Source organism: Cohnella laeviribosi DSM 21336, assembly GCF_000378425.1.
Classification (GTDB): domain Bacteria; phylum Bacillota; class Bacilli; order Paenibacillales; family Paenibacillaceae; genus Cohnella; species Cohnella laeviribosi.
The window spans coordinates 75,769-102,082 of sequence record NZ_KB899810.1; the positions used below are offsets into that span (position 1 = coordinate 75,769).

The 26,314-nt window shown below is 56.4% G+C and carries 24 protein-coding genes; 3 read left to right on the plus strand and 21 right to left on the minus strand.

Annotated elements, in window-relative coordinates; all coding sequences use genetic code 11:
• Positions 1–20: 20 nt before the first annotated feature.
• The 12 genes from F560_RS0102790 to F560_RS0102850 form a co-directional block, all read right to left on the minus strand.
• A complete protein-coding gene (locus F560_RS0102790) occupies positions 21–1,493 on the minus strand; it encodes a sensor histidine kinase (protein ID WP_019004185.1) in 1,473 nt (490 codons plus the stop codon).
• Positions 1,490–2,467 carry a sugar ABC transporter substrate-binding protein gene (locus F560_RS0102795; protein ID WP_019004186.1) on the minus strand — a complete coding sequence of 326 codons (978 nt, stop codon included), beginning with the start codon at positions 2,465–2,467 and terminating at the stop codon, positions 1,490–1,492. Before F560_RS0102795 ends, F560_RS0102790 begins: the two co-directional genes overlap by 4 nt.
• A 358-nt stretch (positions 2,468–2,825) precedes the next feature.
• Positions 2,826–3,035, minus strand: a complete 210-nt coding sequence (locus F560_RS0102800) for a CLC_0170 family protein (protein ID WP_019004187.1) — start codon at positions 3,033–3,035, stop codon at positions 2,826–2,828.
• Between the two features lie 34 nt (positions 3,036–3,069).
• Positions 3,070–4,305 (minus strand): Ger(x)C family spore germination protein, encoded by a 1,236-nt coding sequence (locus F560_RS0102805; protein ID WP_019004188.1) that lies wholly within the window; start codon positions 4,303–4,305, stop codon positions 3,070–3,072.
• Complete coding sequence (locus F560_RS0102810) at positions 4,277–5,401, minus strand: GerAB/ArcD/ProY family transporter (protein ID WP_019004189.1); 1,125 nt, start codon at positions 5,399–5,401, stop codon at positions 4,277–4,279. Before F560_RS0102810 ends, F560_RS0102805 begins: the two co-directional genes overlap by 29 nt.
• Before the next feature lie 2 nt (positions 5,402–5,403).
• A complete protein-coding gene (locus F560_RS0102815) occupies positions 5,404–7,038 on the minus strand; it encodes a spore germination protein (RefSeq protein ID WP_019004190.1) in 1,635 nt (544 codons plus the stop codon).
• A gap of 599 nt (positions 7,039–7,637) precedes the next feature.
• On the minus strand, positions 7,638–8,390 hold the full coding sequence (locus F560_RS0102825) for a nucleoside phosphorylase (RefSeq protein WP_019004192.1): 753 nt from the start codon (positions 8,388–8,390) through the stop codon (positions 7,638–7,640).
• A 1-nt stretch (position 8,391) separates the two neighbouring features.
• Positions 8,392–9,063: a sulfite oxidase-like oxidoreductase gene (locus F560_RS0102830; RefSeq protein WP_019004193.1), complete on the minus strand. Its 672-nt coding sequence runs from the start codon at positions 9,061–9,063 to the stop codon at positions 8,392–8,394.
• Positions 9,064–9,078: 15 nt separating this feature from the next.
• Positions 9,079–9,996 carry an ABC transporter permease gene (locus F560_RS0102835; RefSeq protein ID WP_019004194.1) on the minus strand — a complete coding sequence of 306 codons (918 nt, stop codon included), beginning with the start codon at positions 9,994–9,996 and terminating at the stop codon, positions 9,079–9,081.
• Positions 9,980–11,050 (minus strand): ABC transporter permease, encoded by a 1,071-nt coding sequence (locus F560_RS0102840; protein WP_019004195.1) that lies wholly within the window; start codon positions 11,048–11,050, stop codon positions 9,980–9,982. Before F560_RS0102840 ends, F560_RS0102835 begins: the two co-directional genes overlap by 17 nt.
• Positions 11,037–12,545 carry an ABC transporter ATP-binding protein gene (locus F560_RS0102845; protein ID WP_019004196.1) on the minus strand — a complete coding sequence of 503 codons (1,509 nt, stop codon included), beginning with the start codon at positions 12,543–12,545 and terminating at the stop codon, positions 11,037–11,039. Before F560_RS0102845 ends, F560_RS0102840 begins: the two co-directional genes overlap by 14 nt.
• A 125-nt stretch (positions 12,546–12,670) precedes the next feature.
• Positions 12,671–13,720: a BMP family lipoprotein gene (locus F560_RS0102850; RefSeq protein ID WP_019004197.1), complete on the minus strand. Its 1,050-nt coding sequence runs from the start codon at positions 13,718–13,720 to the stop codon at positions 12,671–12,673.
• Positions 13,721–14,325: 605 nt separating this feature from the next.
• On the opposite strand from F560_RS0102850, the gene rpiB (F560_RS0102855) reads away from it, so the two are divergent.
• Both rpiB (F560_RS0102855) and glpX read left to right on the plus strand, forming a co-directional pair.
• Positions 14,326–14,817 carry a ribose 5-phosphate isomerase B gene (gene rpiB, locus F560_RS0102855; protein ID WP_019004198.1) on the plus strand — a complete coding sequence of 164 codons (492 nt, stop codon included), beginning with the start codon at positions 14,326–14,328 and terminating at the stop codon, positions 14,815–14,817.
• A 17-nt stretch (positions 14,818–14,834) separates the two neighbouring features.
• Positions 14,835–15,785: a class II fructose-bisphosphatase gene (gene glpX / locus F560_RS0102860; protein ID WP_019004199.1), complete on the plus strand. Its 951-nt coding sequence runs from the start codon at positions 14,835–14,837 to the stop codon at positions 15,783–15,785.
• Between the two features lie 172 nt (positions 15,786–15,957).
• Here the strand turns inward: glpX and dhaL are convergent, their stop codons facing one another.
• The 9 genes from dhaL to F560_RS0102905 all read right to left on the minus strand — a co-directional run bounded on the left by dhaL (position 15,958) and on the right by F560_RS0102905 (position 24,790).
• Positions 15,958–16,611 carry a dihydroxyacetone kinase subunit DhaL gene (gene dhaL, locus F560_RS0102865; RefSeq protein ID WP_019004200.1) on the minus strand — a complete coding sequence of 218 codons (654 nt, stop codon included), beginning with the start codon at positions 16,609–16,611 and terminating at the stop codon, positions 15,958–15,960.
• 11 nt (positions 16,612–16,622) lie between these two features.
• On the minus strand, positions 16,623–17,624 hold the full coding sequence (locus F560_RS0102870; protein ID WP_019004201.1) for a dihydroxyacetone kinase subunit DhaK: 1,002 nt from the start codon (positions 17,622–17,624) through the stop codon (positions 16,623–16,625).
• Positions 17,587–18,081 carry a ribose 5-phosphate isomerase B gene (gene rpiB / locus F560_RS0102875; protein WP_033395722.1) on the minus strand — a complete coding sequence of 165 codons (495 nt, stop codon included), beginning with the start codon at positions 18,079–18,081 and terminating at the stop codon, positions 17,587–17,589. Before rpiB (F560_RS0102875) ends, F560_RS0102870 begins: the two co-directional genes overlap by 38 nt.
• A 21-nt stretch (positions 18,082–18,102) precedes the next feature.
• Positions 18,103–19,176, minus strand: a complete 1,074-nt coding sequence (locus F560_RS0102880) for an erythritol/L-threitol dehydrogenase (protein ID WP_019004203.1) — start codon at positions 19,174–19,176, stop codon at positions 18,103–18,105.
• Between the two features lie 22 nt (positions 19,177–19,198).
• Positions 19,199–20,299, minus strand: a complete 1,101-nt coding sequence (locus F560_RS0102885) for an ABC transporter ATP-binding protein (RefSeq protein ID WP_019004204.1) — start codon at positions 20,297–20,299, stop codon at positions 19,199–19,201.
• Entirely contained in the window at positions 20,292–21,428 is a 1,137-nt protein-coding gene (locus F560_RS0102890) for an ABC transporter ATP-binding protein (RefSeq protein ID WP_019004205.1), read from the minus strand. The genes F560_RS0102885 and F560_RS0102890 overlap by 8 nt, the downstream gene beginning before the upstream one ends.
• A 22-nt stretch (positions 21,429–21,450) precedes the next feature.
• The gene (locus F560_RS0102895) at positions 21,451–22,272 is read right to left on the minus strand and encodes a carbohydrate ABC transporter permease (RefSeq protein ID WP_019004206.1); all 822 of its coding nucleotides are present in this window, start codon (positions 22,270–22,272) and stop codon (positions 21,451–21,453) included.
• Between the two features lie 13 nt (positions 22,273–22,285).
• Positions 22,286–23,248 (minus strand): carbohydrate ABC transporter permease, encoded by a 963-nt coding sequence (locus F560_RS0102900; protein ID WP_019004207.1) that lies wholly within the window; start codon positions 23,246–23,248, stop codon positions 22,286–22,288.
• Positions 23,249–23,326: 78 nt separating this feature from the next.
• A complete protein-coding gene (locus F560_RS0102905) occupies positions 23,327–24,790 on the minus strand; it encodes an ABC transporter substrate-binding protein (protein ID WP_019004208.1) in 1,464 nt (487 codons plus the stop codon).
• 406 nt (positions 24,791–25,196) lie between these two features.
• Here F560_RS0102905 and F560_RS0102910 point away from each other — a divergent pair, with 406 nt between their 5' ends.
• The gene (locus tag F560_RS0102910; protein ID WP_019004209.1) at positions 25,197–25,964 is read left to right on the plus strand and encodes a DeoR/GlpR family DNA-binding transcription regulator; all 768 of its coding nucleotides are present in this window, start codon (positions 25,197–25,199) and stop codon (positions 25,962–25,964) included.
• The last annotated feature ends 350 nt before the right edge of the window (positions 25,965–26,314 follow it).

The window sequence follows — 26,314 nt, forward strand, 5'->3', positions numbered from 1 at the left end:
CCTTTTTTCAATGCCGAAACTTAAGGCGCAGCCGCCGCGCCGGGCCGTTCCGCATTCTCGCGGACTTTGGGCAGCAGCAGCGTCACCCGGGTCCCTTCGCCTTCGGCGCTTACAATGTCGATCACGTCCGGACGGTTATAGAACAACCGCAGACGCCGGACTACATTGCCGAAGCCGATGCCCGTCGAATGACCGCCGCCGGATTGAGCGGCCGTTTGTTCTTCCATAATTTGCCTGACACGTTCCTCCGGCATCCCCGTTCCGTCATCCTCGATTTCCACCATCACCCTGTCCCCGCTGTCTCGAACCCGAAAGACGATCGTTCCCCCGTCCTCCAGCGGCTCGATCGCATGAATGACCGCATTTTCGACGATCGGCTGCAGCGTCAGCCCCGGCAGCTGGATGAACAGGCACGACTCGTCCACGTCCTCCACAAATCGCAGGCGGTCCGTAAACCGCGTCTTCTGGATGCCGATGTATTCCCGAAGCACGCAGACCTCGTCGTACAGCGTCACGGGCCGGTCGAGCCGCTTCAGGTTGTAGCGGAGCAGCCCGGCAACGCTGGCCAGCAGGTCGCTTGTTTCCTCCGACCCTTCCAAATACGCTTTCTTGGACAGCATATCGAGCGTGTTGAACAGAAAATGCGGATTGATCTGGCTTTGCAGGCTTCGCAGCTGGCTCTCCTGAAGCAGCAGCCGGTTTTTCTGCAGCTCGCTTTCAAGCTGCGCCTTCTGCTGGATTTCGGAGAACAGATTGTTGATGTTGATCCGCATCCGGTCAAACGTGCGGGCTAGAAACGCGATTTCGTCGCTGCCGGCCACGTCGATTTGAGTGTCGAACCTGCCGCGCGACAATTCGCGCGCCGCGTGAGCCAGCTTCTGAATGGGCCGGGTAATGCCGAGCGAAAACCAATAGGTCAACAGCAGCAGCACGAACGTAATAAGGGCAAGCATCCAGATGCCCAGCTTTTTCAGCTCGCTGGATTGCTTGATCATGTCCCGGTAAAATTGGTCGTAGGCCTTCAATTCCGTATCCATCAACGTCAAGGTCATCTCCGAAATGTATTCCGACAGCCTCGCCGCCTCGGTAAAATCGTTCAGCGCCTCCTCCTTGTTGACCTCGCCGATAAAGCGGATCGTGCGGTTGACGGATTCGACCAGACTGTCGATCAGGTTCAAATAATTCGTCAGCGTAAAGTCGTTGGCGTCGTTGCGAAGCTGTGCGATCCTCCGCTGGGTTTCGATCAGCCGGCGCTTGCCCTCTTCCAGGTTGGAAAGCTTGGAGGCGGAAGGAGACTGCACGTAGTCGTTGAGGGACGTAATAAGCTGATGGCTGGAGGCGGGCGCTTCGTTCATCTGCAAATACCGCTGCAAAATGCCGTTGTACTGGTCCTGCATCTTTTGGTTATAGTACGTCAGAATGATCCAGATTGCCGCCATAATCAAGACGACAAGCGCGATTACGAGCAAGATTTTGCGCTGGATGGTGTTCATGCCGCGTCATCCGCCTTCAGCAGCCGAATATCGGTGTAATACCCTTCGTAATCGAGCGGGAACGCCTCCCGCGTCAGCCATTGCACCATCAGCTTCACGCTGAGCTCTCCCATTTCTACCGGCGATTGCTCGATGATGGCGTTCATCTTTTTTTCGTGAAGCAGCGCCGTAATCTCCGAATTGTCGTCAAACGAGTAGACGTAGAACTGGCCCAAATGCGCTCTTTTGGATATTTCCTGAACCATGGCGCTCGCATGGCCCGCCCAGACCGCCACGAACGCGTCGATATCCGGCACCTTGTTCATGATGTCGTTCGTCCGGCTGATCACTTTCTCGCGCGTATTCCCCGCCGCGGCGACGATCGGGCGAATGCCGGGGTAGCGTTTCAGAACGTCGAGGATGCCCTCCGACCGCTTGGTCAAATAATCCTCCTTGCGGTCCGACACCAGCAGCACGACGTTGCCCTTCGGCCCCATATCCTTGACCAGCTGCTCGCCGATCATGCGGCCGGCCTTGTAATGATCGGAACCGATGTACGTGCGGCGCAGGCTGTTTTTGAAGGAGACGTCGTTGGCGATCGTAAAAATCGGAATGCCGTTGGCGGCCGCCTTCACGGTCGCCAGATGGTTGAACTCGTCCGTGTCCATCCCCTGGATGATAATGCCGTCCACCTTGGAGGCGATCGCGATCTCCATATTCCGCAGAAAATCCTCCTGATTGGTGCCGTAGCTCCCCCATACCGCCAGCTCCGCTCCGTACCGGCTCGCGGCTTCGGCCGCTCCCTGCTCCACCTTGTTCCAGAACGGCGTGTCCATTTCCCGGGTAATCAGCACGATCCGGTAGCCGGTGCTTTGGCCCTGCATCTCGCGGGGAACGGAAAGATCGTACTGGAAAATCCGGATAAAGGAAGACAGCGTAAATCCGAAAAGCACAACGCAGCAAGCGATAATCAAAACGATGAATCCTTTTTTCACCAGATCGGCTCCTTTGGCTAAATCAAGCTTGTGCAATCGCTTTCAATCGTGTATATACCACTTTTACGGCTGCAATCCCGTTCTGTCAAGCGGTTATTTTAATGAAAATTTAAGCTTTCCTTCACCTGCCGTTCAGCCTGTACGGCTACTCTATCTTCACACCCCCTTTTTATCCATATATAGATTCGAAAAGGACTGCTCGTCCGCTACCCCACCATAGCGGACGAAGCAGTCCTTTTCCGTTGACCCGGCGTCCTTCCTGCGGACAATGAAAGGACGCCGGAGCTATGCACGGACAGGTTCGCGCCGCATTCCGGGCGCCGTCGCGGAGCCGGCAAGCGGCATCGTTGCTTCACGTTTACCCCAATCTTTGCAGCGCCCAGTTCCCGATCCACAGCAAAATGCCGAGGGATACGTTAAGCCAGCCGAGAACGGCGGCGACCCTTTCTTCTTTTTTCAACTTCTTCTTCCGCAGTTCCTTCCGGTCGAACAGCAAAATCAGAAATCCGGTCAGGAACCATATGGCGACGACGTACCCCAGCGAACTCGCATACCCAACCTGGAACATTCGTTTCGCCTCCTTCCCGTGCCGTTGCGGTTTGTCATTTCGCTTTCATGCCGATTCTGCGGACCCGGGAATCCACTTTGACGTCCACGGATACGGTTTTGTACATCTCCTGCCAACGTTCCTTCGTCTTGACGCGCCGGTCCCAAAATCCCGGACGTTTGGCCCGCAAGTACTCGCCGAATCCGAAAATGTCCGATCCCGCCCGCTGCGTTTCTTTAATCAGCCTTTCGGCCGCTTCGGAAAGCTGTCTCCGGTTTTCCTTCCGGATTTCTTCCAGAACCCTGGAATTGTTCAAGGCAAACGTATCGCTGAACTTCTCCTCTACATTGATCTCCGTAAATACGTTCACTTGAAAATGGGGGACGTTGTCGATAATGCGAACGCTGACCGAAGCTCTGCGGGAAGTCGCATACACGGTCACCGTGCCGGGCGGATTGCCGATCTGGACAAAACCCCTGTAGCCGGCCGGATTGACGCCTTTCAGCGACATATAGGTTCCCATTTCGAGCGAACGGGTCGCGCCTACCATTTTGTCGTTCCGAAAATAAGCCAGGCCCTTGAGCTCGATGTTCTGTTCCTTTTTCATTTCGACATAAGGGAGAAACGCTTCCTGGCCCTTCTTCGACATATTGCTCCAGAACATGCCGATGTAATTCTGCGGAAACCTCCCCATGCGGACGGCGCTGTCCATCGTGGAGATCAAATACAGGGTCGGAACCCGTTCCAGCTGCGGCTTCGATTTCATCAGCTCTTCCGCTCTTCCGCGCGAGATCAGCATCCAGGCCATTCTTCGGACCTCCGAATTGCGGCGAAGGAAATCGTTGATGTTTTCCATTCCTCTGCGGGCCACGGCTTCGGAGACCACGATGACGCGCAGATGGCCGTAAAAAAGCCGGCCCGAAATCTGCTGCTGCAAATTCACGAGCGCGTCGTCCAGCGTGTAGCCGACCACTTTAACGACCCAAACCGACTGCACCGTCCCGCCTTTTCCGGAACCGCTGTTTTCGCTCGGACCGAGCTGGATTTTCCCGGGAATGGCGATCTGCACGCTGACGCTGATCAAATCTTTTTTGGGAAAGGAAACATTGTCGCTGTGAAAGGTGATCGCGCCTTCCTGCTGCACCTCTTCCGGTTCGGCCGTATCGATGGAGATCCCGAGCACGACGGCCCGTTCCTCCAGCTCCAGGCGATCCCAGCAACCCGAGAGCAGAGGAAAGACGATCAGGATCACGAGCGGCAATTTAATCGTTTTTGCCCATCTGCTGAGCATCGGCGTGCTCCCCTCTTTTATTCCGGATGATGGCGATGACAAGCAGCAAAGTCGGGTAGACGATCGTCACAATCAGGCCGATCCGGCCGACGATTTTGATCGTGGCGTACATTTGCGAAATGTTCTGGGGCAGCATGGCGATGAAAAAAACAAAGGGCAGCATAAACAAAGAAAACATTTTATGCTCGCGCTGCCGAAACAGCTTTTGCAATTCGGTGACCGTAAGAAAGTAGCTGGACAGCAGGGTCGTAAAGACGGTTGTCACCCATACGGCCAAAAACGCCGCATCCAGACGCTCCAATACGTTGGCGGGCAAAGAGGTTGCCTTGGCGAGCTCCAGCGTCGGCCACAGCAAATTGGAGGTTTCCTCAGCCCCGAATACGCTGACCGTCGCCACGACGATCATGACGTACAGCGCCCCTCCGACCAGCATGCCCCAGAAGTTCGCTTTCAGCGCATAGTCGGGACGCTTCATCGCGGGGATGACCACGGCTATGACGAACGAACCTTCGAATAACGCGGCTGTCGTCAGGATGCCCTCCAGCATGAAGGTCGGCTGGTTGCCCCAAATAGGCAGAAGATTGATCACATCGGCGTTTTTGAGCGATAGCGCGCCGATAAGCAGAACCGGGACGAGCAGCAGCGGAAAATAAAAATGGTGGATGTACGCGAACGTCGTGATGTCCTTGCGCGTCGAAATGGCGGCCAGCAGCAGCATCACGATGACGGTCACCTCGACCGGCGTCCGGGTCAGGACCGCCGTAATCACCACTTCTCCGAACTCGCGGGACGTAAAGGCGGTCAGAACGGCAAAAAAGGCGATCACGCACGCGCTCCCGATCCAGGAAGGCCACTTTCCGATAATCGCCTCGCTGTATTGCACGAACGATTGGGAGGGAAAGCGCATCCCGAGCAAAACTAACGGCACAAAGCCGACAAACGCCAGCAGAAAGCCGAGAAGCGTCACGAGCGGCGCGCCGGAGTTGGCCGCCTGTACGGTAAAAAGCGGGAGCGCAAGCACGCCGACTCCGATATTGGTGCTGGTTAGCGTGGCCGCAGCCTGAATGGCCGTTATTTGACGAGGGGGTTGTTCCATCCTCAACGCTCCTTTTCGCTTTGATTGGCCGGATTCAGAACCTTGTCGGGAGGCGACTTGATTTGAGCCATCGTGTCGGGGCTGACCCGCGTCTTGTCCCGCGGATAGAGAAACTCCGGCCTTTTGCTCATCCACCACAGCGGTCCGCGAACGAGCAGATCCTTCAGCCCCTGGTAGTCGGAGGGAATCAGCGGGCTCAGGTACGGAACCCCGAACGACTGCAGCGCCAGCAGATGGTTGGCGATGAGGATCAGCCCGATCATCACGCCGTATAGCCCGAAAATTCCCGCCATGATGATGAGCGGAAAGCGCAACAGCCGCAGGGCGAGCGCCACATTGAAGGCGGGAGTCGCGAAGGAGCCGATCGTCGTAAGCGCGATAATGACGACGGTGATCGGGCTCGCGAAGCCGGCAGCCACCGCCGCCTGGCCGACGACAAGCACGCCGACGATGGACAGCGCGCCGCCGACCTGCTGCGGCAAACGGATCGTCGCTTCCCGCAGCACCTCCATCGAGATTTCGATCAGCAGCACCTCGATCACGGCCGGAAACGGAACGCCCGCCCTCCCGCCGGCCACCGCAACCGCAAATTCGGTCGGAATCAATTCCGGATTGTAGGAGATGATCGCAACATACAGCGACGGAAAGACCAGCGAAAAAATGAGCGCCACAAATCGGGCCAGCCGGACCGCGCTCATGAGAAGAAACCGTTCCGTATAATCTTCCACCGACTGATAGAACTGGCTGAAGACGGTCGGAACGACCAACGCCAGAGGCGAGCCGTCGACCAGAATCGCGACTCTTCCTTCAAGCAGATTGGCCACGACCTTATCCGGCCGCTCGGTGTATTGCACTTGCGGAAAAGGCGAAATGTGGTTGTCCTCGATAAACTGCTCCAGATAGCCCGCGTCAAGCACGGCATCGATATCGATGTTGGAAAGGCGCTTCTGCACTTCCTTGACCAGATCGGAGTTCGTAACGCCGTCGATATAGCAAACCGCAACTTTGGACGCGGTTTTTCGTCCGATTTCCATCGACCGGACCCGAAGATCCGACGTTTGCAAGCGGTAGCGCAGCAGGGCGATATTGGTGTTTAAAATCTCGATGAACCCTTCGCGCGGTCCACGGATCACCTGTTCCGTTGCGGGAGTGTCGATGGACCGCTTGTCGACGTCCCGCGTGTTGACGACGATAGCCGCGTCCAACCCTTCGACGGCGACGATCGTTTGCCCGCGGACGATCCCTCCGATCAGCTTGGCGAGACGGTCTTCCGATTTTCCTTCGCTATGGTGCAGCGATTCGTCGAGCAGCACGCTCTTTAACCGGTCTTGTTCGATCGGCTTGTCTTCCAAATAGGCGGGCATATACATCAGCGGCTTTAGAATGTCCCGGTTGACGATCGCTTGATCGATCATGCTGGAAAAATAAAACATGGCAGCCGGATAACGCCCGAACACTTGGAACCGGCGCATCGTAAAATCGTCGTTTTCCCCCAGTTTTTCCCGAATCCGGGCGATCGTCTCTTCCACGTTGCCGCTGATCCGTTCGTCTCCGATATTCGCCAATCCCTGGTCGGCGACTTCCGCACCGGTCGACTCGCTGTTCGGCTTTCCGTTTCTTTGCCTTATCCGTCGCATGGGGTCTCCTTCCGCTTGAAGCCTTAAGCTTGAATCGTGTCAAAGCAAAAACGTTCCATCTTTATCATGCTTCTACATTTTCCCTTTATTCAGACTTGGTGCCGGTCCGCCGCTCCGAAACCAAAAAAACGGCGGCTTGACGGAGGTTTGGATGACTTTTGGATGACGCCCTTGCCCATAATTCACGTTGTACCCGAAAAGAAAATCGGAAACGGCAAGCGGGCAGAGGCCGAAGTCGCCCCGGATGACGCAGCGGCCGTTCCAACCAAATACGCCGTTCAGGCGCCGGAAGCCGGTCTATGTCGGATAAATCCAGTCTTTTGAACCGCAGAAGCCGAATCCGCAGGGCTCTCGGGCCGTTTCATTGCAGAAAATTCAACATACGTTCCAAAAATGGGCGAAAGGCGCCGGTATCCTGCACAAAATCCAATATAGGCGCTCGGGTATAGCTTGCTCGGGGCTGTGGCGATGTAGGGTACTGGGCGGAGTTCTTGGAGGCTGGGCACCGCGGACGGGGGCGATCTAGCGTACTGGCCAAGGGGTCAGTCGCCGAAAAATAACCCCGTGTTGTCCCGGACAACACAGGGTTCGCTTGGCTCTCATATTTCGCGTTCATTCGACTCCGCTTGCGCCAGCGCGGCGACCGCCTCCAGCGCGGCGCGAATTTCCGCATCAACGGCTTCCGCTACGATGCTGCGGTGCGGATCGTATTCTTCATCCACGGACTTGGAATCGCCGTCGAGCGCGACAATCGCTCCCGCCCGGATGCCGCGCAGCGAGGCTATAACATACAACGCGGCAATCTCCATTTCCACCGCAAGGACTCCGGCCCGCTCATAGGTCGCATGCGGCGTATCCACGACCCCGGTGAAGAACGCGTCGACCGTCAGGGTAACGCCCTTTCCGACAGGGCCGGGCGGATTGGCCGAAAGCGCGGCCTTATAAAGCGCATCGGTCACTTGGCTGTCCGCTACGGCCGGATAGGCGAGCGGCACCAGTTGCCGCGTCAACCCTTCCTCGCGCACCGCGGCCGTGCTGACAATGAGGCTGCCTGCCCGGTAATCGCCCGCGAGCGAGCCTGCGGTGCCGACGCGGATAATCGTGGTCACGCCCGCTTTGATCAACTCCTCAAAGCATACCGCTGCGCCCGGACCGCCGACGCCGTGGCTGACCACCGCCAATTCCACCCCTTTGTAGGTGCCCTTGAAGGTGCGGTATTCCCGCGCATGGGCCAGTTCGGTCGCCCCTTCGAGCCGTTCGGCGATCGCCGCCGCGCGGAACGGGTCGCCGCAGACAATGGCAAACGAAGGCATATCCTGCGGATCGACCCGCAAAATCGGCATCAACGCCATGTTAATCGAACTCCTTTCGCGTCCACTCGTCTTCCGGAATGGGAAGCGCTTCGCCGGAGAAGCGCTGTTCCAGGAACGGATCGGCGTCATTGTGAAAGCCGTTGCGTTCCCAGAAGCCTGGCCGGTCTTCGGTCATAAATTCGATGCCGCGCAGCCACTTGGCGCTCTTCCAGAAGTACCGGTGCGGCACAATCAGGCGAAGCGGATACCCGTGCTTGTCGGTCAGCGGCTTGCCGTCATAGCGGAAAGCAAGCAGCACATCGTCGCGCATCAGATCCTCGAGCGGCACGTTCGTCTCGTAATCAGGGTCGGCGTGGAACATGACATACTTCGCATCGGCCCGAATATCGAGCATTTTCGCGAAATCGCGGAACCGGACGCCTTCCCAACGGGTGTCGAGCTTGGACCATCGGGTCACGCAGTGAATGTCGCAAACGACGCTCGTTTGCGGCAGCTCCAGCAGCTCGTCCATCGTAAATTCGCGCGGCGTTTCGACTGCGCCGAAGACTTTTAGCCTCCACTTCGCCATATCATAGACCGGCACCTCGCCCTCGTGGAGAATCGGGAATCGGTCCGTCAACATTTGGCCCGGCGGAAGCCGATGTTTCAGACATTCGTCGACCGGCGCTTGCGGCGCTTTCGATTTCTTGAGCCGTTCGGCTTTGTTGTGCATGACGCATCCCCTTTCTTATTTGCCGTCCAGCCGCCCCGACTGCCGCAAATAGGTTTTGTCCTTAAAAAACAGCATTACGACAATGGTCATGACATAAGGAAACATCATCGTAAAGTGCGTCGGAATCGAGGAACCCTGCAGCCGGGTGCTGACCGTATCCAGGAATCCGAACAACAGGCTGGAAGCCATGACGCCAAGCGGGTTGCTCTGGCCCAGCATCGTCGCGACCAGCGCGATAAAGCCGCGGCCGGCCGTCATATTCTCCGTGAACAGCGTCACCTGGCCCAACGAAAGCTGCGCGCCCGCAAGCCCGCACAACACGCCGCCGAAGACGACCGCGCCATATTGGTAGCCCCGGATCTTCAGACCCAGGCTTTTGGCCGCTGCCGGATTTTCGCCGACCGCTAGCAGACGGAAACCGATCACCGTCCGGAACAGCACAAACTGCAGCACGGCGACGAGTACGAAAGCCAAATAGACAAGCGGCGTATGGCCGGAGAGCAGTTCGCCGACGACCGGAATGTCCTGAATGACGGGGATATGCCATTGCGGCAGCCCGCTCATCGTGCTGTCGCGATATTGGCCCTTGACGCCGAAGATCGCATAAAGCAAAAAGGCGGTCAAGCCGTTTGCCAGAAAATTGATGGCCATCCCGACGACAATGGCGTTGGCTTGAAGGCCGATGGTCAGATACGCGAAGAGCAAGGACACCAATCCGACGCAGAAGCACGCAAACAGCACGGCCAGCGCCACGTTGCCAAACAGGTCGTTACCCAATATCGCGGTAAAGGCGCCGATCAGCATCATGCCTTCGAGCGCGACATTAAAGATGCCGACCCGCGCGCATAACGCCCCTGCCAGCGCCGCGAGCAAAAGCGGCGCCACTTTCCATAACGTCGCGCTTAGCAGCGACCAATCAAGCAGCGTTCCCATTCGCAGCCCTCGCCTTCCGCCGTTTGATAAAGGAGAATGTAATCCGCGCCGATACGAACAGGATCAAGCTGGACTGGATGACGCTTGAAATTTCGAGCGGCACTTCCGTATTGCGTTCCACGCCCATGCCGCCCGTCTGCAACGCGGCGAGCAATATGGCGGCAAGCACCGATCCGATCGGATTCGAACCGGCAAGGAGCGTCGCCATAATGCCCGACCAGGCGTAACCCGGAGAGGTCAGCATGTTGTCGATATAGCGGTACTGGGTGCCGAGCACCTCGAAAGTGCCGGCAAGTCCGGCCAGCGCGCCGCTCAGCAGCATGCTCACCAGCATGAGCTGTCCGCGCTTCACGCCTCCGTAGGCGGCGAACAGCGGGTTGCTGCCCAGCATCCGAATTTCGTACCCTTTGGTCGTAAAAGTGAGAAACAGCGCCAAAAGAACCGCTGCGGCAATCGCTACGATAAAGCCGGCGTGCAGCGTCGTGCCGGCAAACAGCTTGGGCAGCCAGGCGCTGTTGTCCAGCATGGCCGTCTGCGCGCCGCCGGTCCCGCCTTTTTCCTTCAATGGAAAGGCGACCAGATAACCGGCCGTGTAGACGGCAATATAGTTCAGCAACAGCGTCGTGATCAGCAGGTTCATCCGGAACCTCGTATCGAGCCAACCGGCCAGCAACGACCATAAACCGCCGGCGAGCATGCCGGCCGCCACGGCCGCAAGCATCTTCACCGGCCCGGGGCCCGGCACATACAGGGCGGCGAGCGCCGCAGCCAGCGCGCCGAAAACCATTTGCCCCTCCGCGCCGAGATTGAAGAATCCGGCGCGAAACGCAAGGGATACGCCGAGCGCCGTCAGAATGATCGGCGTGGCCCGCGTAAGCGTGCTCGCCGTGAAATAAAAGCTGCCGAAAGCGCCCTTCCACATTTCGGCATAGGTTGTCCCCACCGATCCGCCGACGGCCCAGATCGCGATGGCGCCGACGAGCAGCCCCACGCCAACGGCCAGAAGCGGAGCGGCGAGCGACTGTGCGTATGCCGTCCAGTTAATGCGTTTCATTGCCGCTTCCTCCTGCCATGAGAAAACTGATTTTCTCTTCCGTTGCGTCGCCGGCGCTGAGTTCGCCCGCGACTCTTCCCTCATATAGGACAAGAATCCGGTCCGACAGCTTCAGAATTTCGGACAGTTCGGAGGAAACCAGCAAAATCGCGCCCCCCTCGTCGCGGCGCTTCAAGAGCGCTTCGTGGATCGTCTCCATCGCGCCGATATCCACGCCCCGTGTCGGCTCGGCCGCGATGACGAAGGGCGTGCCGTGCGCCATCTCCCGCGCGACGATCAGCTTCTGCATGTTGCCGCCCGACAGATGCTTCGCTTTCGTCTCCAGCGAACCCGTCTTCACCCGGAACGCGTCGATCCACCGGGCTACCTTTTCCCGAATCAGCCGCTTGCGCAAAATACCGCCCTTGCTAAGCGAAGCCAAGTGCCCCATGATCGCATTGTCCGCCACGCTTTCTTCCTTTGCGGAGCCCCATAAATAGCGGTCCTCCGGAATATGCGCCAACCCGGCCCTGCGGAATTCGCCGGCCGAAAGACCGGTCACGTCCTTGCCGCCAAGCGTCACCTTGCCGGAATGGACGCGGCGCAGACCGGACACCACTTGCAGCAGTTCGGATTGTCCGTTGCCGGATACGCCGGCGATCCCGACAATCTCGCCCGCCCGCACGGTCAAGCTGACCCGGTCCAGCAGCGGCTTGGTTCCCCTGTCTCCGAGAACCGTCACGTTGTCCACCGTCAAGATAGCCTCGCCCGGCACGACCGGCTTCCGCTCGAACTTCGCCAGCTCCCGGCCGACCATCATTCGGGACAGCGCCGCCGCATCGGTATCGGAAGCCTTCACCGAGCCGATGACTTTACCGTCGCGCAATACGGTAATGCGGTCGGCCGAACCGAGCACCTCGTTCAGCTTATGGCTGATCAGAATAAAGCTGATCCCCTGCTTCGCAAGTCGTTTGATCGCCTTGAGCAGCCATTCGACCTCCAGCGGGGTCAGCGCGCCGGTCGGTTCGTCCAGGATAATGATTTTTGCGCCCTGATTCAGCACCTTCAAAATTTCGATGCGCTGCTGAACGCCGACCGGACAATCCGCGACCTTCGCCCAAGGATCGACCGGCATGCCGAACTTCTCCGACAACGTCTTCACGTGCTCCGCTGCGGCTTTGCGATCGAACTTCACGCCGGCCTTCGGCTCGCGCCCGATGACGATATTTTCCGCTACCGTAAAGGACGGAAACAGCATGAAATGCTGGTGAACCATGCCGATGCCCGCGGCGATCGCATCCGAAGGAGTCGCGAACACCCGCTCCCGCCCGCCGACGATGATTCGGCCTTCGCTCGGCTGCTCCTCGCCGTACAAAATCCGCATCAACGTCGATTTGCCGGCCCCGTTCTCGCCGACCAGCGCATGCACCTCGCCTTCCTGAAGCGAAAAATCGACGCGGTCGTTGGCGATCAGGCTGCCGTACCGTTTTGTAATCCCTTCCATTTGCAGCAGCATAACGTTCCCCTTTCGTTCCAAGGTGGAGAATTTCCGGCACCCGGGCGTCACCGGAACGGATCTCAAGACACGAGAACCGAACCGGTGCTGATCGGCAGCCGGTTCGGTTCTCGGATACGAACGTATTATGGCGCCAACGGGTTCTTGACCACAATCGCGCCGGACAGAATATCGTCGCGGATTTTCTTAAGCTTGTCCACGTTTTCTTGTCCGATGAACGGGCTCAACGGAGATGGCGAATCGGCGGTGACGAACGTAAGGCCGACGCCGTTTTCCTTCAGGCCATAGCTGACCGATCCAAAGGTAAAGTTGCCTTGCGCGAAATCTTTTGCGGTTTCGTACGTAACGGTGTCGGTTTCTTTCAACTGGGACAGCACGACATGCTCCGGATCCTCGACCGTACGGTCGGTATCCTGGCCGGACGTATAGAAGCCCTTCTCCTTCGCCGCTTCAAACACGCCGGAATCGCCGACCGCCGAGAAACCGGCGATAAAGTCCGCGCCTTTCGAATGCTGCAGAAGCGCAAGCTCTTTAGCCTTCGCCGGATCGGTGAAGCTTCCGACATAGTTGATCAGGAGCGTGGCGTCCGGCTTCACCGATTTGAGCCCTTGCTCAAAGCCCGAGGTGTATTTGCTCAGCAGCGGCACGTCCATCGCGACGACCGCTCCGACTTTCCCCGTCTTCGTCGACAGCCCCGCCGCGGCGCCGAGCAGGTAAGCCGCTTCGTGTTCGCGGAATTCGATGCTGCGGACGTTAGGCGCATCGACCACGGTGTCGATAATCGCGAAAGACTGGTTCGGGTTTTCCGCCGCGACTTTCTTCAGCGCATCGGCCGCGGAAAACGCCGCCGTAATGATCAGATCGTATTTCTCGGCAACGGCTGCGCGCAGGTTCTGCTCCACTTGCGTCGGATCCGTCGATTCGATCACTTTGGTTTCGAGATTGAATTCGGAACCGGCCTTCTCCAACCCTTCGACCATTTGCGTAAAGAACTGGTTCACTCCGATCTTCTCCGGCGTGACGAGCGCGACCCGTTTCTTCGGCCCTTCCGCCGTCGCCGTATTGCCGCCGCTTTTAGCCGCATCGTCCGGCTTGTTGGCGTTGTTGCCGCCGCAAGCGGAGATCACCGCGGCCAGAAGCAGAAGCACGATCGTAAGTGCGGTCCATTTTTTCATGTCGTCTGTTTCTTCTCCTCTCATACCTCTTAAAGGTGACTATAACTATAAATCTAGTGGCCGAAAGCCCCAATGTCAACAAAATGTCGACTTTTGTCGCCTGATCTAGCCTGGGTACATCGCAAAAGTTGGTTATCGCTGCCGGACGATCAACGAGATTGTCTCCTTTATTCTTTTCCCTTATACGCTTCCCGCTTCAAGATCCAGCCAAACAGGCTCCTCTCGGGTCAGCCGGATCTTCGAGCCTTCGCCGCAGGAGCGAAACGCTTCCGGCGATTGGGCGACGATCAGCGTGCAGGCGGGAAACGGCCGATTAATTCTATTGATTGTTTTCGTTTTATTAAATTATTTTTTCGTTTTCTTATGCGAATTTGCAAAAAAACAAACCGCACAAATCCTTCTTGCCGTGACAGCGAATCCGTTCTTCAAACCGCCTCTACTACCTGAACAAGCCGTATCGACAAAGAAAATCTTCTTCAGAAAAACAAATAAAATCTTGACGAAACGAAAATAAACGATAAAATTGAAATACAAAATAATTTTCGTTTTCTTTTTAATCGATAAAAAACGCGTAGATTTAAAAACATCGGAAAGGGTGAGCAAGGATGAACATTGCGATCGGATCGGACCATAACGGGTTTGAGATGAAAGAAGCAATAAAGAAGCATTTGGAAAATCTCGGTTATCAGGTTGCCGATTACGGCTGCCACTCGCGCGATGCGGTCGATTACCCCGCCGTCGCGTTTGAAGTGGCGAAAGGAATCAGCGAAGGAAAGCATGACCGCGGAATCCTGATTTGCGGCACCGGTCTCGGGGTGGCCATTGCGGCCAACAAATATCCCGGCATCCGGGCCGCGACCACCCATGACACCTATTCGGCGGAACGGGCGCAACTGAGCAACAATGCGCAAATCATCACGATGGGCGCCCAAGTCATCGGGCACGAGGCGGCCAAGAAAATTGCCGAGGCTTATTTGAACGTATCCTTTGACGAAAACAGCCGGTCCGCCCCCAAAGTGCGGCAAATCATCGCCCGGGAAAAGGAATTTTTGAACAGCGGCGCAGCGATCGGGAAACCCGACAGGTTCTGCAATTGAAAAAGGAGGCGCTTGCAATGAAATCGCTAACGCTGGATTTCGTGTCCGTCACCGAGGCGGCGGCTTTAGCTTCCTGCTTCTGGGTGGGAAGAGGCAGAAAATCCGATGCCGATGAAGCGGCCACGACGGCCATGCGCAACCAACTGAATCAGATTGACATCGACGGCACCATCGTGATCGGCGAAGGGGAAATGGACGAGGCGCCCATGCTGCGGATCGGAGAAAAGGTCGGAACCGGCAAAGGAATGGAAGTCGATATCGCGGTCGATCCGCTTGAAGGGACCAACCTGATCGTGAACGGACAAAGCGGTTCGATCGCCGTTATTGCCGCCGCTCCCAAAGGAACCCTCCTGCACGCGCCGGATATGTACATGATGAAGATGGCTGTCGGACCCCAGGCAGCCGGCAAAATCGATATCCGCGCCCCTCTCATTGATAATTTGCGGATCGTCGCCGACGCGAGCGGAAAGAAGTTGTCCGAATTGACGGTCGTCATCCAGCGGCGCGACCGGCACCTCGGGATGATTCAGACCGTTCGGGAGGTCGGGGGACGCGTCCAACTGTTTGACGACGGCGACGTAACCTATGCGATTGTTCCCGCATTGGACGCCTCGAAGGCGGATATGTTCGTCGGCATTGGCGGAGCGCCGGAAGGCGTCGTGTCCGCCGTCGCGCTGAAATGTCTCGGAGGAGAGATGCAAGCCAAGCTCCTGCCTGCCGGAGAGGAGGATTACAAGCGGTGCGCCGAAATGGGCTTGACCGATCCGCATGCCGCGCTGCCCATGGACCGTTTGGTCGGATCGGATCATTGCATCTTCTCGGCAACCGGCATTACGGACGGAATGTTGCTGAAAGGCGTCCGGAACCGGTCCGGCGCGCTCGCAACGCACACGCTGTTCCTCAACGGTACGGACAGAAAAGCGCATTTTCTTGAAACCTTGCACGACCCCGAGCGGGTCCGTCCGTGAAATTCTTCCCGGATACGTTACTTGCGGGGCTTGGCCCCTTTTTTTTCTTGTCGCGGCAACAGCGGGGCTTGAACGAAAATCATCCGGTTGCATAATCGAAGACGGCGGGACAGGAGGGCTGCTCCTGTTCCGCCGTCTATTGCGGCAAGCCGCGATTTTAATAGCGCGCCGGTCAGCTTGCCAGCGATTGAAGCGATTTGATCGTATGCGTGAAGCTGTCCAAAATCATATAGGCGGATGTCGCGCCAGGGTCCTGGTGACCCAACGAACGTTCGCCCAGGCGGCTGGATCTTCCTTTTTGCGACAGCATTTCCGCCGTCGATTTCATGCCCTGTTCCGCCGCTTTTACCGCGTCTTCCAGGCTGGCCGCCAAATCCTTCCCCGCTTCGCGGCTCGCTTTCAGCGCAGCCATCGCCGGGTGCCACGCGTCCACCATCGTTTTCTCTCCCGGCTGCGCTTTGCCGCGTTCCAATATCCCGTTCACGGCGGCTATCCAAAATTGCACGATGTCATCTTCGTTCAATTCGGTTTTGCCTTGCAGAACCGCGCTTCCCCGGATGAAAGCCGTCGCGTAAAGCGGGCCGACGGATGAGCCTACGGCATTCAGGAACGTCATCCCGACGGCCTTGCAAATCTCGCCGCAAGTGCTGTTTCCGTCAAATTCCTCCAGCTTGGCCTTGACGGCCTGCCAGCCGATGGACATCGTCACGCCATGATCTCCGTCTCCGACGGCGCGATCAAGCTCGGACAAATAATCCTTCTCTTGCTCGATCCTGTCGGCGATCTTGCGCAGCGCTTGAATGAAATCCGCACTGGTCAGTTTCATGGGCATCCTCCTTACATCTGAACGAACATGGGACAATCGGCCGGATGATCCATTAACCTCGCCAATTCATCGTCCACCTTCATGAGGGTGATCGAGCATCCGCCCATCTCCAGCGAAGTGACATACTCGCCGACATAAGAACGGTGAATCTCGACGCCTTTTTCGGCCAATATTTGCGCCGTTCGGCGATACATGATAAAGAACTCCATGTAGGTCGTGGATCCCAATCCGTTGACGAGAACGACCGCCCGGTCCCCCCGGGACAGGGGCATGTCGGCGAGAATCCGGTCCAACAGCTCGCCGGCCACTTCATCGGCGGGTTTGATCTTGCCTTTCTGCACGCCGGGTTCGCCATGAATTCCCAGGCCGATTTCCATCTCGTCGGGTCCGAGCTCGAAGCTCGGACGGCCCGTTTGCGGATTAAAGCACGGACTCAAGGCAACGCCCATCGTTCTGGTCACTTGATTGGCCTTGGATGTTACCCGGACCACTTCATCCAAGCTGTAACCCTGATCGGCCGCCGCGCCCGCCACTTTAAACACCAGGAAATCGCCTGCGATGCCGCGTCTTCTGTCCTCTTCCGATTTCGGAGCGGAAGCGACATCGTCGGTGATCCTCACCGTTTCGACGCGAATGCCTTCCATTCCTGCCAATTCGGCAGCCATATCAAAATTCATGCAGTCTCCGGCATAATTGCCGTAGAGGTAGATGACGCCCGCGCCGGCGTCTACCGCCCTGGTAACCTCCAGAATCGGATCCGGCGGCGGGGACGCAAAAATATTGCCGACCGGAACGCCGTCCACCATTCCTTTGCCGATTAACCCCAGGAACGAGGGCTCGTGACCGGAGCCGCCGCCGCAGATGACGCCGACTTTGCCGGGCCGTACCGTATTGGTGCTGACAATGGACCGTTTGTTATGCGGCAGCTGCCGCACGTAACGGGAGTGGGCCGCCACAAAGCCTTCGAGCATTTCTTCAACAACTGCCGCCGGATGGTTGATCAACTTTTTCATATTCGCCCCTCCTGATAAACTCCTGTTCCTTCTCCATAATTTTTTCGACCTTGCGGCCGGAGTTTCCCCCTTCAAACTCGGAGTTGATCCAAGCCTCCACAACCTTCAAAGCCGCTTCGGGCCCGATGACCTTGGCTCCCATGGTCAGAATTTGCGCGTTGTTGCTTTTGCGGGCGCGTTCCGCCGAATACGTATCGTGGCACAGCGCCGCGCGGATCCCCGGCACCTTGCAAGCCGCGATGGCCATGCCGATCCCCGTGCCGCAAACCAAAATCGCCCGGTTGAACTTCCCCTTCTTCAGGTCAAGCGAGACTTGAAACGCGACATCGGGATAATCGACGGCATCGCAGCCGTAGCATCCGTAATCCACGACCTCATGGTTGTGTCGTTCCAAATACGTTTTGATCCGTTCCTTCAACTCATAGGCGTTATGGTCGCTCCCCAATGCCACCTTCACCGTTCCGACCACCCTTCCGCATTAAGGCACCAAAATCACTTTGAGCGAGTTTTTCCCGCTCTTCACCAGTTCGAAGCCTTCTTGAAACTTTTCCAAAGGCAGCTTGTGGGTCACGACGCCTTCGGTCGGAAGCTTGCCCGACGAGATGCCGTCAATGACCAGCGGATAGCAATACGGACCCAAATGGGAGCCGAAAATGTCGAGTTCCTTGCGGTCGCCGATGATGCTCCAGTCGACCGTGACCGGATCTTTGAACACGCTGAATTCCACAAACCTGCCGAGCTTGCGGATCATCGCCAGTCCCTGCTCGACCGATTTCGGATGGCCGGTCGCTTCAATATAGATGTCGCAGCCGTAGCCTTCGGTCATGCCCTTGATTTCCTTGACGACATCCGTTTTGCTTGGGTTGAGCACGATGTCGGCGCCGAATTTTCGGGCCAGCTCCAGACGTTCGTCATGGAGATCAAGCACAATCAGCTTGCCGGGACCCGCCTGCTTCGCGGCCCCGACCATTCCGAGGCCCAACGTTCCCGCGCCCGAGATGACCACGATGTCGCCCAGCTCGATTTTGGCGCGCTGCACGGCATGGAACGAACAGGCGTACGGCTCGATGAGGATGGCGGCCTCGATCGGCAGGTCGGCCGGCACCTTATAGTTGATGGCTTCCTTCGTGAATTTCATATATTCGGCCATGCCGCCGTTGACATTGTTCTGGAAGCCGTACAGGTCGTGCTTCTCGCACATCCAATATTGCCCGCGTTTGCAGAAGCGGCAGTTCCAGCACGGAACGATCTGCTCCGAGATGACGCGATCCCCCACTTCGAATCCGGTCACCCCATCTCCAAGGGCCGCCACATGGCCGATAAACTCATGGCCCGGAATCACGGGAGCCTTGATGTAAGCGGGCTGCGTTTCGTCGCCCCAGAAGCTGGGGGCGCCCGTATACGCTTTAATATCGCCGGCGCAAATGCCGCAAGCTTCCACCTTCACCAAAATCTCTCCGGGACCGATCTTCGGCACGTCCACTTCTTCCAATCGGTAATCTCCGGGCGCATAGGCCACGACAGCTCTCATTTTCTCGGGAATGGCAGTCATGCGTACATCCTCCGTTCATGGTTTAAATTCGGTTTCCGTTCTGGCTGTCAAACAGATGAATGCGGTCTTCGCGGAACAGCAGACAAATGGGATCTCCCGGTTGGAAAAACACGTTTTCTCCGGTCACCAGGCTGAGCAGCGCGTCGTTGATCCGGATATGGATGCGGCACTCCTCGCCCAGATTTTCGAAAATCGTCACCCGGGTCCTGAGCGTGTGCGGTTCGCTGCCCGCGACGATATGGATGTCGCCGGGACGGATGCCGAACCGGTACGGCTTGCCGTCTATCACTCGATCCCGATAGGCATCCGGCACCGCGAACTCGATCGGCGACCCGTCGATCCGGAACATTTTCCTGCCCGTTTTCTCCGTAAAGGCGGTTACCGTGAACAGGTTCATCGGGGGTTCCCCGATGAAGCCGGCCACGAATTCGTTCGCCGGATGGTTGTACACTTCCAGAGGCGTGCCGTACTGCTGAAGGACGCCTTCGTTGATGATCGCGATCCGGTCGGCCAGCGCCATCGCTTCCGACTGGTCGTGCGTCACGATGATGCTGGTCGACCGGATTTCCGTATGCAGCCGTTTCAGCTCGGTGCGCATGCTCTGGCGCATTTTGCCGTCGAGATGGGACAACGGTTCGTCCAGAAGCAGAACGGCCGGCTTTCGCACGATGGCTCTTGCGATATTGACGCGCTGCTTCTGCCCTCCCGACAAAGCCGACGGTTTCATCTGGAGCAAGGGGGTGATTTGGAGAAGCTCCGCAATTTTGTCCACCTCGCGTTTGATCTCCGGCTCCGGCATGTTCCTCGCCCGAAGGTTGAACGCGATATTCTCGTAAACCGTCAGCGGCGGATAGAGCGCATAGTTTTCGAACGCCAATCCGACATTCCGCTTGCTCGGATGCAGCCGGTTGACCACCGTCCCCCCGATTTCGATCTCGCCGGAAGTGATCGTCTCCAAGCCGGCAATCATGCGAAGCGTGGTCGATTTGCCGCATCCGGAAGGACCGAGGAAAGCGATGAACTCTCCGTCCTTGGCCGTCAAGTTCAAGGACTTGACGGCATGAATCGACTCTTTTTGTTTGGTGTACGTTTTGTTCAAATTCCGGATGACCAGTTCAGCCAACGAAGCGTCCTCCCTTCTCTCCGGCGCGCGCGATGAACCGCCTGGTTCGTTCATCGAAAAAGATGGCTTCGTCCACATTGAATTTGAGGTAAATCGGCCGGTCCGGCCGCGCCTCCAAATCGGCGGGAGCGATCAGCCGGATCAATTGTCCGCCGGCATGAGCCGTCAGAATCGCTTTGGAACCGAGCGGCTCGAAGCTGTATACCGCGGCGCGCAGCATGGAAGCCGAATCGTCGGTAAAGCTGTACTTGATATCTTTGGGACGGAAACCGACCCTCACGGTTTCCAACTGCAGCTCTTCGATGACGCTCTTCACTTGCCGGGGAACGGTAAAATGGTCGCTGTCCCCCAAAAGGTTCAGATACCATTCCCCGCCCTTCCGAACGATGCCGGCAGTCAAAAGGTTAATCTCCGGTTCGCCGAACGCTTCCGCGACGAATTCCGTGGCCGGGCGGTAATAAATATCGTCCGGCGTGCCGATCTGCTCGATCCGTCCTTCGTTAAGGACCGCAATGCGGTCGCCCAGACTCAACGCTTCCAAATAATCATGGGTGACATAGATCGTGGTGGTGTTTAGGTTCGCCTGCATTTCCTTGAATTCAGCCCGCATCTGATGGCGCAGTTTGGCATCCAGATGCGTCAGCGGTTCATCCATCAGAAATACTTCCGGACTTCTGACCAAGGCGCGGCCGAGCGAAACGCGCTGCCTTTGGCCGTTGGACAGCTCCGAAGGCAGACGCTGAAGCAGCCAGTCGATCCTCAAAATCTTGGCGACCCGGTGGACTTCTTCCTTGATTTTGCTCTCCGGCTGGCGGTACCTGGGACTCCGAAGCGGAGAAGCTATATTATCGAAGACCGACATATGAGGATACAGGGCATAGTTTTCGAACACCATGGCCACGTTCCGGTCTTCCGGCTCTATCGAGTTCACGACCTTGCCGTTCATGGTGACGACTCCTTCTTCCGGAACGGCGATGCCGGCGATCACGTTCAGCAGGGTCGTCTTGCCGGCGCCCGCCGGTCCGAAGATGACAAAAAACTCTTTGTCCTTAATGTCGATGCTGACGCCGTTCAAGGCCGTATGCTGCTTGTATTTCTTGGTAACCTGCTTTAGAGCGATATCCGCCATGGCCATCTCTCCTCTCCGCTTCCTAACCTTTGACCGCTCCCATACTCAAACCGCGCACCAGATGTTTCTGGATCAACAGCGCCAGGATGACTTCGGGCAGTGCCGAGATCGTGACGGCCGCCGCCATCTGGCCGTAGTGCACCGTGTCGGAGGAAATGTATTTTAAAGAGGCCACCGTCGTCGTGATGACGCCTTGGCCGGCAAGCAGAAGGGCGAACGTGAAGTTATTCCATACGAAAATGAAGGACAGCAGCGCCGCCGCGACCAAGCCGGGCTTGATCAACGGCATGATGATTTTCAAAAACACGCGCCACCAGGAATATCCGTCCACCCGTCCCGCATGCTCCACTTCCGGTGAAATATCCTCGAAATAACCCCTCAAAATCCAGATGATAAAAGGAAGCGAAATCAATTGATAAACCCAGATCAACCCGAAATACGTGTCGTACAAGCCGATTTTTTGATAAATCAGGAACAAGGGGAGAATGACCAGAAGCTCGGGCGCAAAACGGAATGAGAGGAACGTGAACGCCAGATTTTCTTTTCCTTTAAAGTCGAACCGGGCCAGCGCGTACGCGGCAGGCACGCCGACCACGATGGACACGAGGACCGCGCCTACGCTGACGTACACGTTGTTGAGAAAGTACCCGATATACTCGTTGGAGGAAAACAGCACTTTATAGTTTTCCAGAGTGGGATGGAAAAGAAAGACGGTGTTGAACATCTCCCGGTCATGCTTGAACGAAATCAGAATCATCCAGAACAACGGGAACAATGCGAACAGAGCGTATAGCAGCAGCGCCGCGTTCTTCAAAAGCTTCGAAAACGGATTGGTGTTCCCCATTTAAACGGCCCCCTCAACTTCCGGATGCGTTTTTTTGCGCGCGGCTCCAGTAACGGATCATGTAATGGCTCACGATGTAGACGAAAATCCAGAGAATCAGCATATAAGGAAGAGCCGTGCCCAACTCCTTGTACGTGAAAGCCTCGTTGTAAGCCGTGAGCGACAAGGACATCAACGTATCGCCCGGTCCCCCGCGGGTCAAAGCGAAAATAATGGAAAATTCCTGCAGCGAGATCATCGTCCTGAACAACAAAGCGATCACCAACAAGGGTTTGATCATGGGCAAAGTTAGCGTCTTGAAGGTGAACCAGGCGGAGCCGCCGTCTACCATCGCAGACTCAAAAGGCGCCTTCGGCAGCGATCTTAAGCCCGCCAGCACCAGAACGATGACGAAAGGCGTATACACCCACACGTCGATCAGCACAACCGAGAACATGGCCGTCTTGGGATCGGCTCCCCATACGAAATTGTCGATTCCGACGGAACGGAGAAAATGAGCGATCACGCCGACCGAGTTGTTCGTCATCAGCTGCCAGATCAGGGTCGCAATGACCGGCGCAATCATGAGCGGAAAAATGAGAACCATGCGAAGCGCTTTGGCGAGCCGAGTTTCCTGATTGAGCAAGAGGGCAACCCCGATGCCCAGCAGCATTTCCGCGCCCGTAGAGAAAATCGCGTATTGCCCGGTTACCCAGACGCTGTGCCAAAAGGACGGATCTTTCAGCATCAGGGTCCAATTTTCCAATCCCACGAACGAATAATCCTTATATTTGAACGAATAGTTCGTAAACGAATAATAGATGGAAATAAAAAACGGAATCAGAATGCCGATCGTAAGCAGCAGCGCCGGCGCCAAAATCAAATAGGGCCGCGCTTTGCGCATAAACGGAATCGGCGGCACCCGGTACGTATCCATGCGATCTTTGGCCAGATCCGCGATCTGGACCGTTTCGCCCGACTTGCCGATGGAACTCATGAACCTTCTCCTTCCGTTGCGGAAAGCGGTCGCGACAGCCGTTACGCATCGCCCCCGCCCCCCGTCCAATCGTTTATTCTATTCGGTCCGGATACGCTCCACGCGTTTGTTGATATCCTTCGCCAATTGCTTCATTCTCGTTTCCGCATCGGATTTCCCGGTCACGATGTCTTGGAGCGCCGCGGCCCATTCCGTCGTCGTGTTGAAGAATTCCGGCTGAGGCGTAAATTTGATGGAAGTGTTGTCAATAATGGCTTTAAAGGTGTCCTCATACCCCGGGAATTCGGCAATGCGTTTGAGGAAATCCGGGTTCTCCCATACGGAAGCGCGAATCGGGTTAAATACGCTGGCTTGCGTTGCGCCCCACAGCGTGTGCTCTTTGCCCGTAAAATATTGCATGAACAACCAGGCTGCGTCTTTCTTCTTGGAGGCGTTGTTCATGGCGATCGACCAGATCCACTCGTTGGCTCCAACCGCTTGGCCTTCCTTGACGATCGGCGGCGGCGCCGTTCCGAGGTTGCCGGCTTCTTTCGAAGCGCCCTTGGATCCTTGGAAGATGGCGAAAATATCCGCGTCGAACGCAATGGCCGCTTTCCCTGCGCCCAAGTCGGAGGAAGCCTGATACCAAGTGTAGTTGGTCCAGTCTTTGGGACCGGCTTTTTTGACCAGTTCGGCGAACTTCTTCGTAATTTCGATCGCTTCCGGACTGTCCACCTTGGATACGAGCTTGCCGTCCTGGATCTCGAAGTCTTTGGCGCCGCTCATGCTGAAGGCCGTCATATAACCCGGATGGATCGTGGCCCAGGAACGCGTTCCGCGGACAGCGACTCCGTAAGAGCCGTCGCCGTTCCAACCGTTAAGCTTCTCGCCGAGCGCAATAAGCTCGTCGAACGTTTTGGGCGGCTGTGCGCCGATGCTGTCCAGCGCGCGCTTGTTGTAGACCAGAACGTTCGTTTCGAAGCCGAGCGGCAACGCCCAGAGGCTGCCGGTTCCGACCGGATGGCCGGGCACCAAATCCCAACGGTCGCCGTCGAGAATGCCTTTGTAAATATCGTTCAGATCGTAGTCCGGAGAAGTTTTGGAAGGGTCTTTCAAAAAGGAATCCAGCTCCTGAACGTATTCGGCGGGCGCATACTCCCATAACTGATAGGAACCGGTCATGAACACGTCCGGGTTGCCGTTGCGGGCATTAAGCGCCGTGGTCAGCTTGTCGAAGTAGTTTTCCTCCGGCGTAATGGAATACTTGACTTTGATGCCGGTCAGCTTCTCGAACTCGGGCAATCGGGCGATGATCGCTTCCGCGTAGGGATGCTGGTTCAACAAAACGTCGATTTCCTGGCCCGAATACTGCTTCCAGTCAAAGGAGCCGTTTGCCGGCGATGCCGATTCCGAGCCGGGAGCTTGCGAGTTTTCCGGGCTGCCGGATGCCGTCGCGCCGGGCTCCGAGCCTCCCGATTTGCCGGAAGAACAGGCTGCCGTAAAGACAAGTAAAGCGGTTACAACAAGCAGTACGATCGTTTTCATGGCATACCGTTTTTTCACGCTTGACACCCCATTGTCCCGTTGCGGTTTCGCAACGATTTTTGACCATCCATTGTAAACGCTGCCAAGATACTGCGCTGCCACTCGCTGCTACTCGCTGCTAACTTGAACGATGATCCTGCAATTCGTTTCCCCACCTCCGAGAACCGCATCCTGATTGTGATTTAAGTCAATATTATCATTTATTTTCGTATTGTCAATTTTTTGTTTCGAATTTTTTTCGTATTTCTTCGAATAAAGGTCTGGTTTTTTGTTATAATATTGTTGAATGCAAGCGAAAATTCGATCTTCCGCCGTCTTTTTCTCCGCTTATTTTTATCGATTGATTGATTGCGAAAATCATTTTTGGTATGCTAAACGTAAAATTCGCTTGCATAAAACAAAAAAGGTGATATAAATGTCAAAAATGTTCAAAACGGAAAGAAGAGATAAAATCATTGAACATTTGAAAAAACAGCATCGGGCGACCGTCAAGGAGCTTTCGGAAATTTTGGGCGTATCCGAAGCGACTCTCCGTTCCGACCTGCAATGGATGGAAGAGGAGGGCCTGTTGCAGCGGACGCATGGCGGCGCGGTATTGCAAGCCGAAGCTCCGACGGAAACCAATTTTGTCGTGCGCCAGATGAAAAATCTTGAAGAGAAGAAGGCCATCGCCGCAAAGGCGCTGGAAATGGTGGACAACGGCCAATGCATCCTGCTGGACGCCAGCTCGACCGCGTTGGAAATGGCAAAAATGCTGAGGAAAAAACCGATTCGCTTGATCGTCGTTACAAGCGGAATCTATGCGGCTTTGGAATTGAGGGAAAATCCGGGCATCACGGTCATTCTGATCGGAGGCGTGCTGCGGGTGGGATCGTTTGCATTGGAAGGGACGTTGGGAACGCAAATCCTGAATCAGATCAATGTCGACACGATGTTCGCTTCGGCCAGAGGATTCACGATCGAAGACGGACTGACGGATTTCAACGTTTATGAAGTGGAATTGAAGAAAGAGATGGCCAAAGCCGCGAAGAAGCTTGTGGCGCTTCTGGATTACAGCAAGCTGGGCAAAAGCTCGATTTCTTCTTTCGCCCAGACCGCCGACATCGACACGATCATCACGGACTCGAAAGCACCCCAAGAGATCGTGGACAGCTTGACGGCATTGAATATCAACGTGGTCACGGCAGGATAATCCGGCCATTGCGGGACTTGAGCGGCCTATTCCGGGTCCACGCGATTTTGCCGTTGCCGAGAATACCCTTGCCGAGAATCCCCCCGAATCCGGCAGCCATCCGCAGCATAAGCAATCGATCGTTTATTTTTATTCTTTATTCTTTTTTATCGTTTTGTCAAGTTAATTCTTTTTCATTTATTCGTTTTTTTGTTTTTTACATAGATTTTTCATTCCGTTTCGCGATCGTCCGTAGCGGTCGTGCATGCTCGCGAAGGCCGTCAAAACGAAAGGCCGTCCCATACGGGACAGCCTTTTGAGCATTGGGGCCGAGCTTCGCGCAGCGCAGGAAACGTGCCGGCGCGGCTCTT

Bases quoted from the DNA above. Each gene is read 5' to 3' on its own strand.
- F560_RS0102790 (WP_019004185.1), bottom strand. From the start codon at position 1,493: ATGAACACCATCCAGCGCAAAATCTTGCTCGTAATCGCGCTTGTCGTC.
- dhaL (WP_019004200.1), bottom strand. From the start codon at position 16,611: ATGAAACTGACCAGTGCGGATTTCATTCAAGCGCTGCGCAAGATCGCC.
- F560_RS0102835 (WP_019004194.1), bottom strand. From the start codon at position 9,996: ATGGGAACGCTGCTTGATTGGTCGCTGCTAAGCGCGACGTTATGGAAA.
- F560_RS0102900 (WP_019004207.1), bottom strand. From the start codon at position 23,248: ATGAGTTCCATCGGCAAGTCGGGCGAAACGGTCCAGATCGCGGATCTG.
- glpX (WP_019004199.1), top strand. From the start codon at position 14,835: ATGAAATCGCTAACGCTGGATTTCGTGTCCGTCACCGAGGCGGCGGCT.
- F560_RS0102810 (WP_019004189.1), bottom strand. From the start codon at position 5,401: ATGGAACAACCCCCTCGTCAAATAACGGCCATTCAGGCTGCGGCCACG.
- F560_RS0102850 (WP_019004197.1), bottom strand. From the start codon at position 13,720: ATGAAAAAATGGACCGCACTTACGATCGTGCTTCTGCTTCTGGCCGCG.
- F560_RS0102840 (WP_019004195.1), bottom strand. From the start codon at position 11,050: ATGAAACGCATTAACTGGACGGCATACGCACAGTCGCTCGCCGCTCCG.
- F560_RS0102895 (WP_019004206.1), bottom strand. From the start codon at position 22,272: ATGGGGAACACCAATCCGTTTTCGAAGCTTTTGAAGAACGCGGCGCTG.
- F560_RS0102910 (WP_019004209.1), top strand. From the start codon at position 25,197: ATGTTCAAAACGGAAAGAAGAGATAAAATCATTGAACATTTGAAAAAA.
- F560_RS0102805 (WP_019004188.1), bottom strand. From the start codon at position 4,305: ATGCTCAGCAGATGGGCAAAAACGATTAAATTGCCGCTCGTGATCCTG.
- rpiB (WP_019004198.1), top strand. From the start codon at position 14,326: ATGAACATTGCGATCGGATCGGACCATAACGGGTTTGAGATGAAAGAA.
- F560_RS0102830 (WP_019004193.1), bottom strand. From the start codon at position 9,063: ATGCACAACAAAGCCGAACGGCTCAAGAAATCGAAAGCGCCGCAAGCG.
- F560_RS0102870 (WP_019004201.1), bottom strand. From the start codon at position 17,624: ATGAAAAAGTTGATCAACCATCCGGCGGCAGTTGTTGAAGAAATGCTC.
- F560_RS0102815 (WP_019004190.1), bottom strand. From the start codon at position 7,038: ATGCGACGGATAAGGCAAAGAAACGGAAAGCCGAACAGCGAGTCGACC.
- F560_RS0102890 (WP_019004205.1), bottom strand. From the start codon at position 21,428: ATGGCGGATATCGCTCTAAAGCAGGTTACCAAGAAATACAAGCAGCAT.
- F560_RS0102845 (WP_019004196.1), bottom strand. From the start codon at position 12,545: ATGCTGCTGCAAATGGAAGGGATTACAAAACGGTACGGCAGCCTGATC.
- F560_RS0102800 (WP_019004187.1), bottom strand. From the start codon at position 3,035: ATGTTCCAGGTTGGGTATGCGAGTTCGCTGGGGTACGTCGTCGCCATA.
- F560_RS0102880 (WP_019004203.1), bottom strand. From the start codon at position 19,176: ATGACTGCCATTCCCGAGAAAATGAGAGCTGTCGTGGCCTATGCGCCC.
- F560_RS0102825 (WP_019004192.1), bottom strand. From the start codon at position 8,390: ATGGCGTTGATGCCGATTTTGCGGGTCGATCCGCAGGATATGCCTTCG.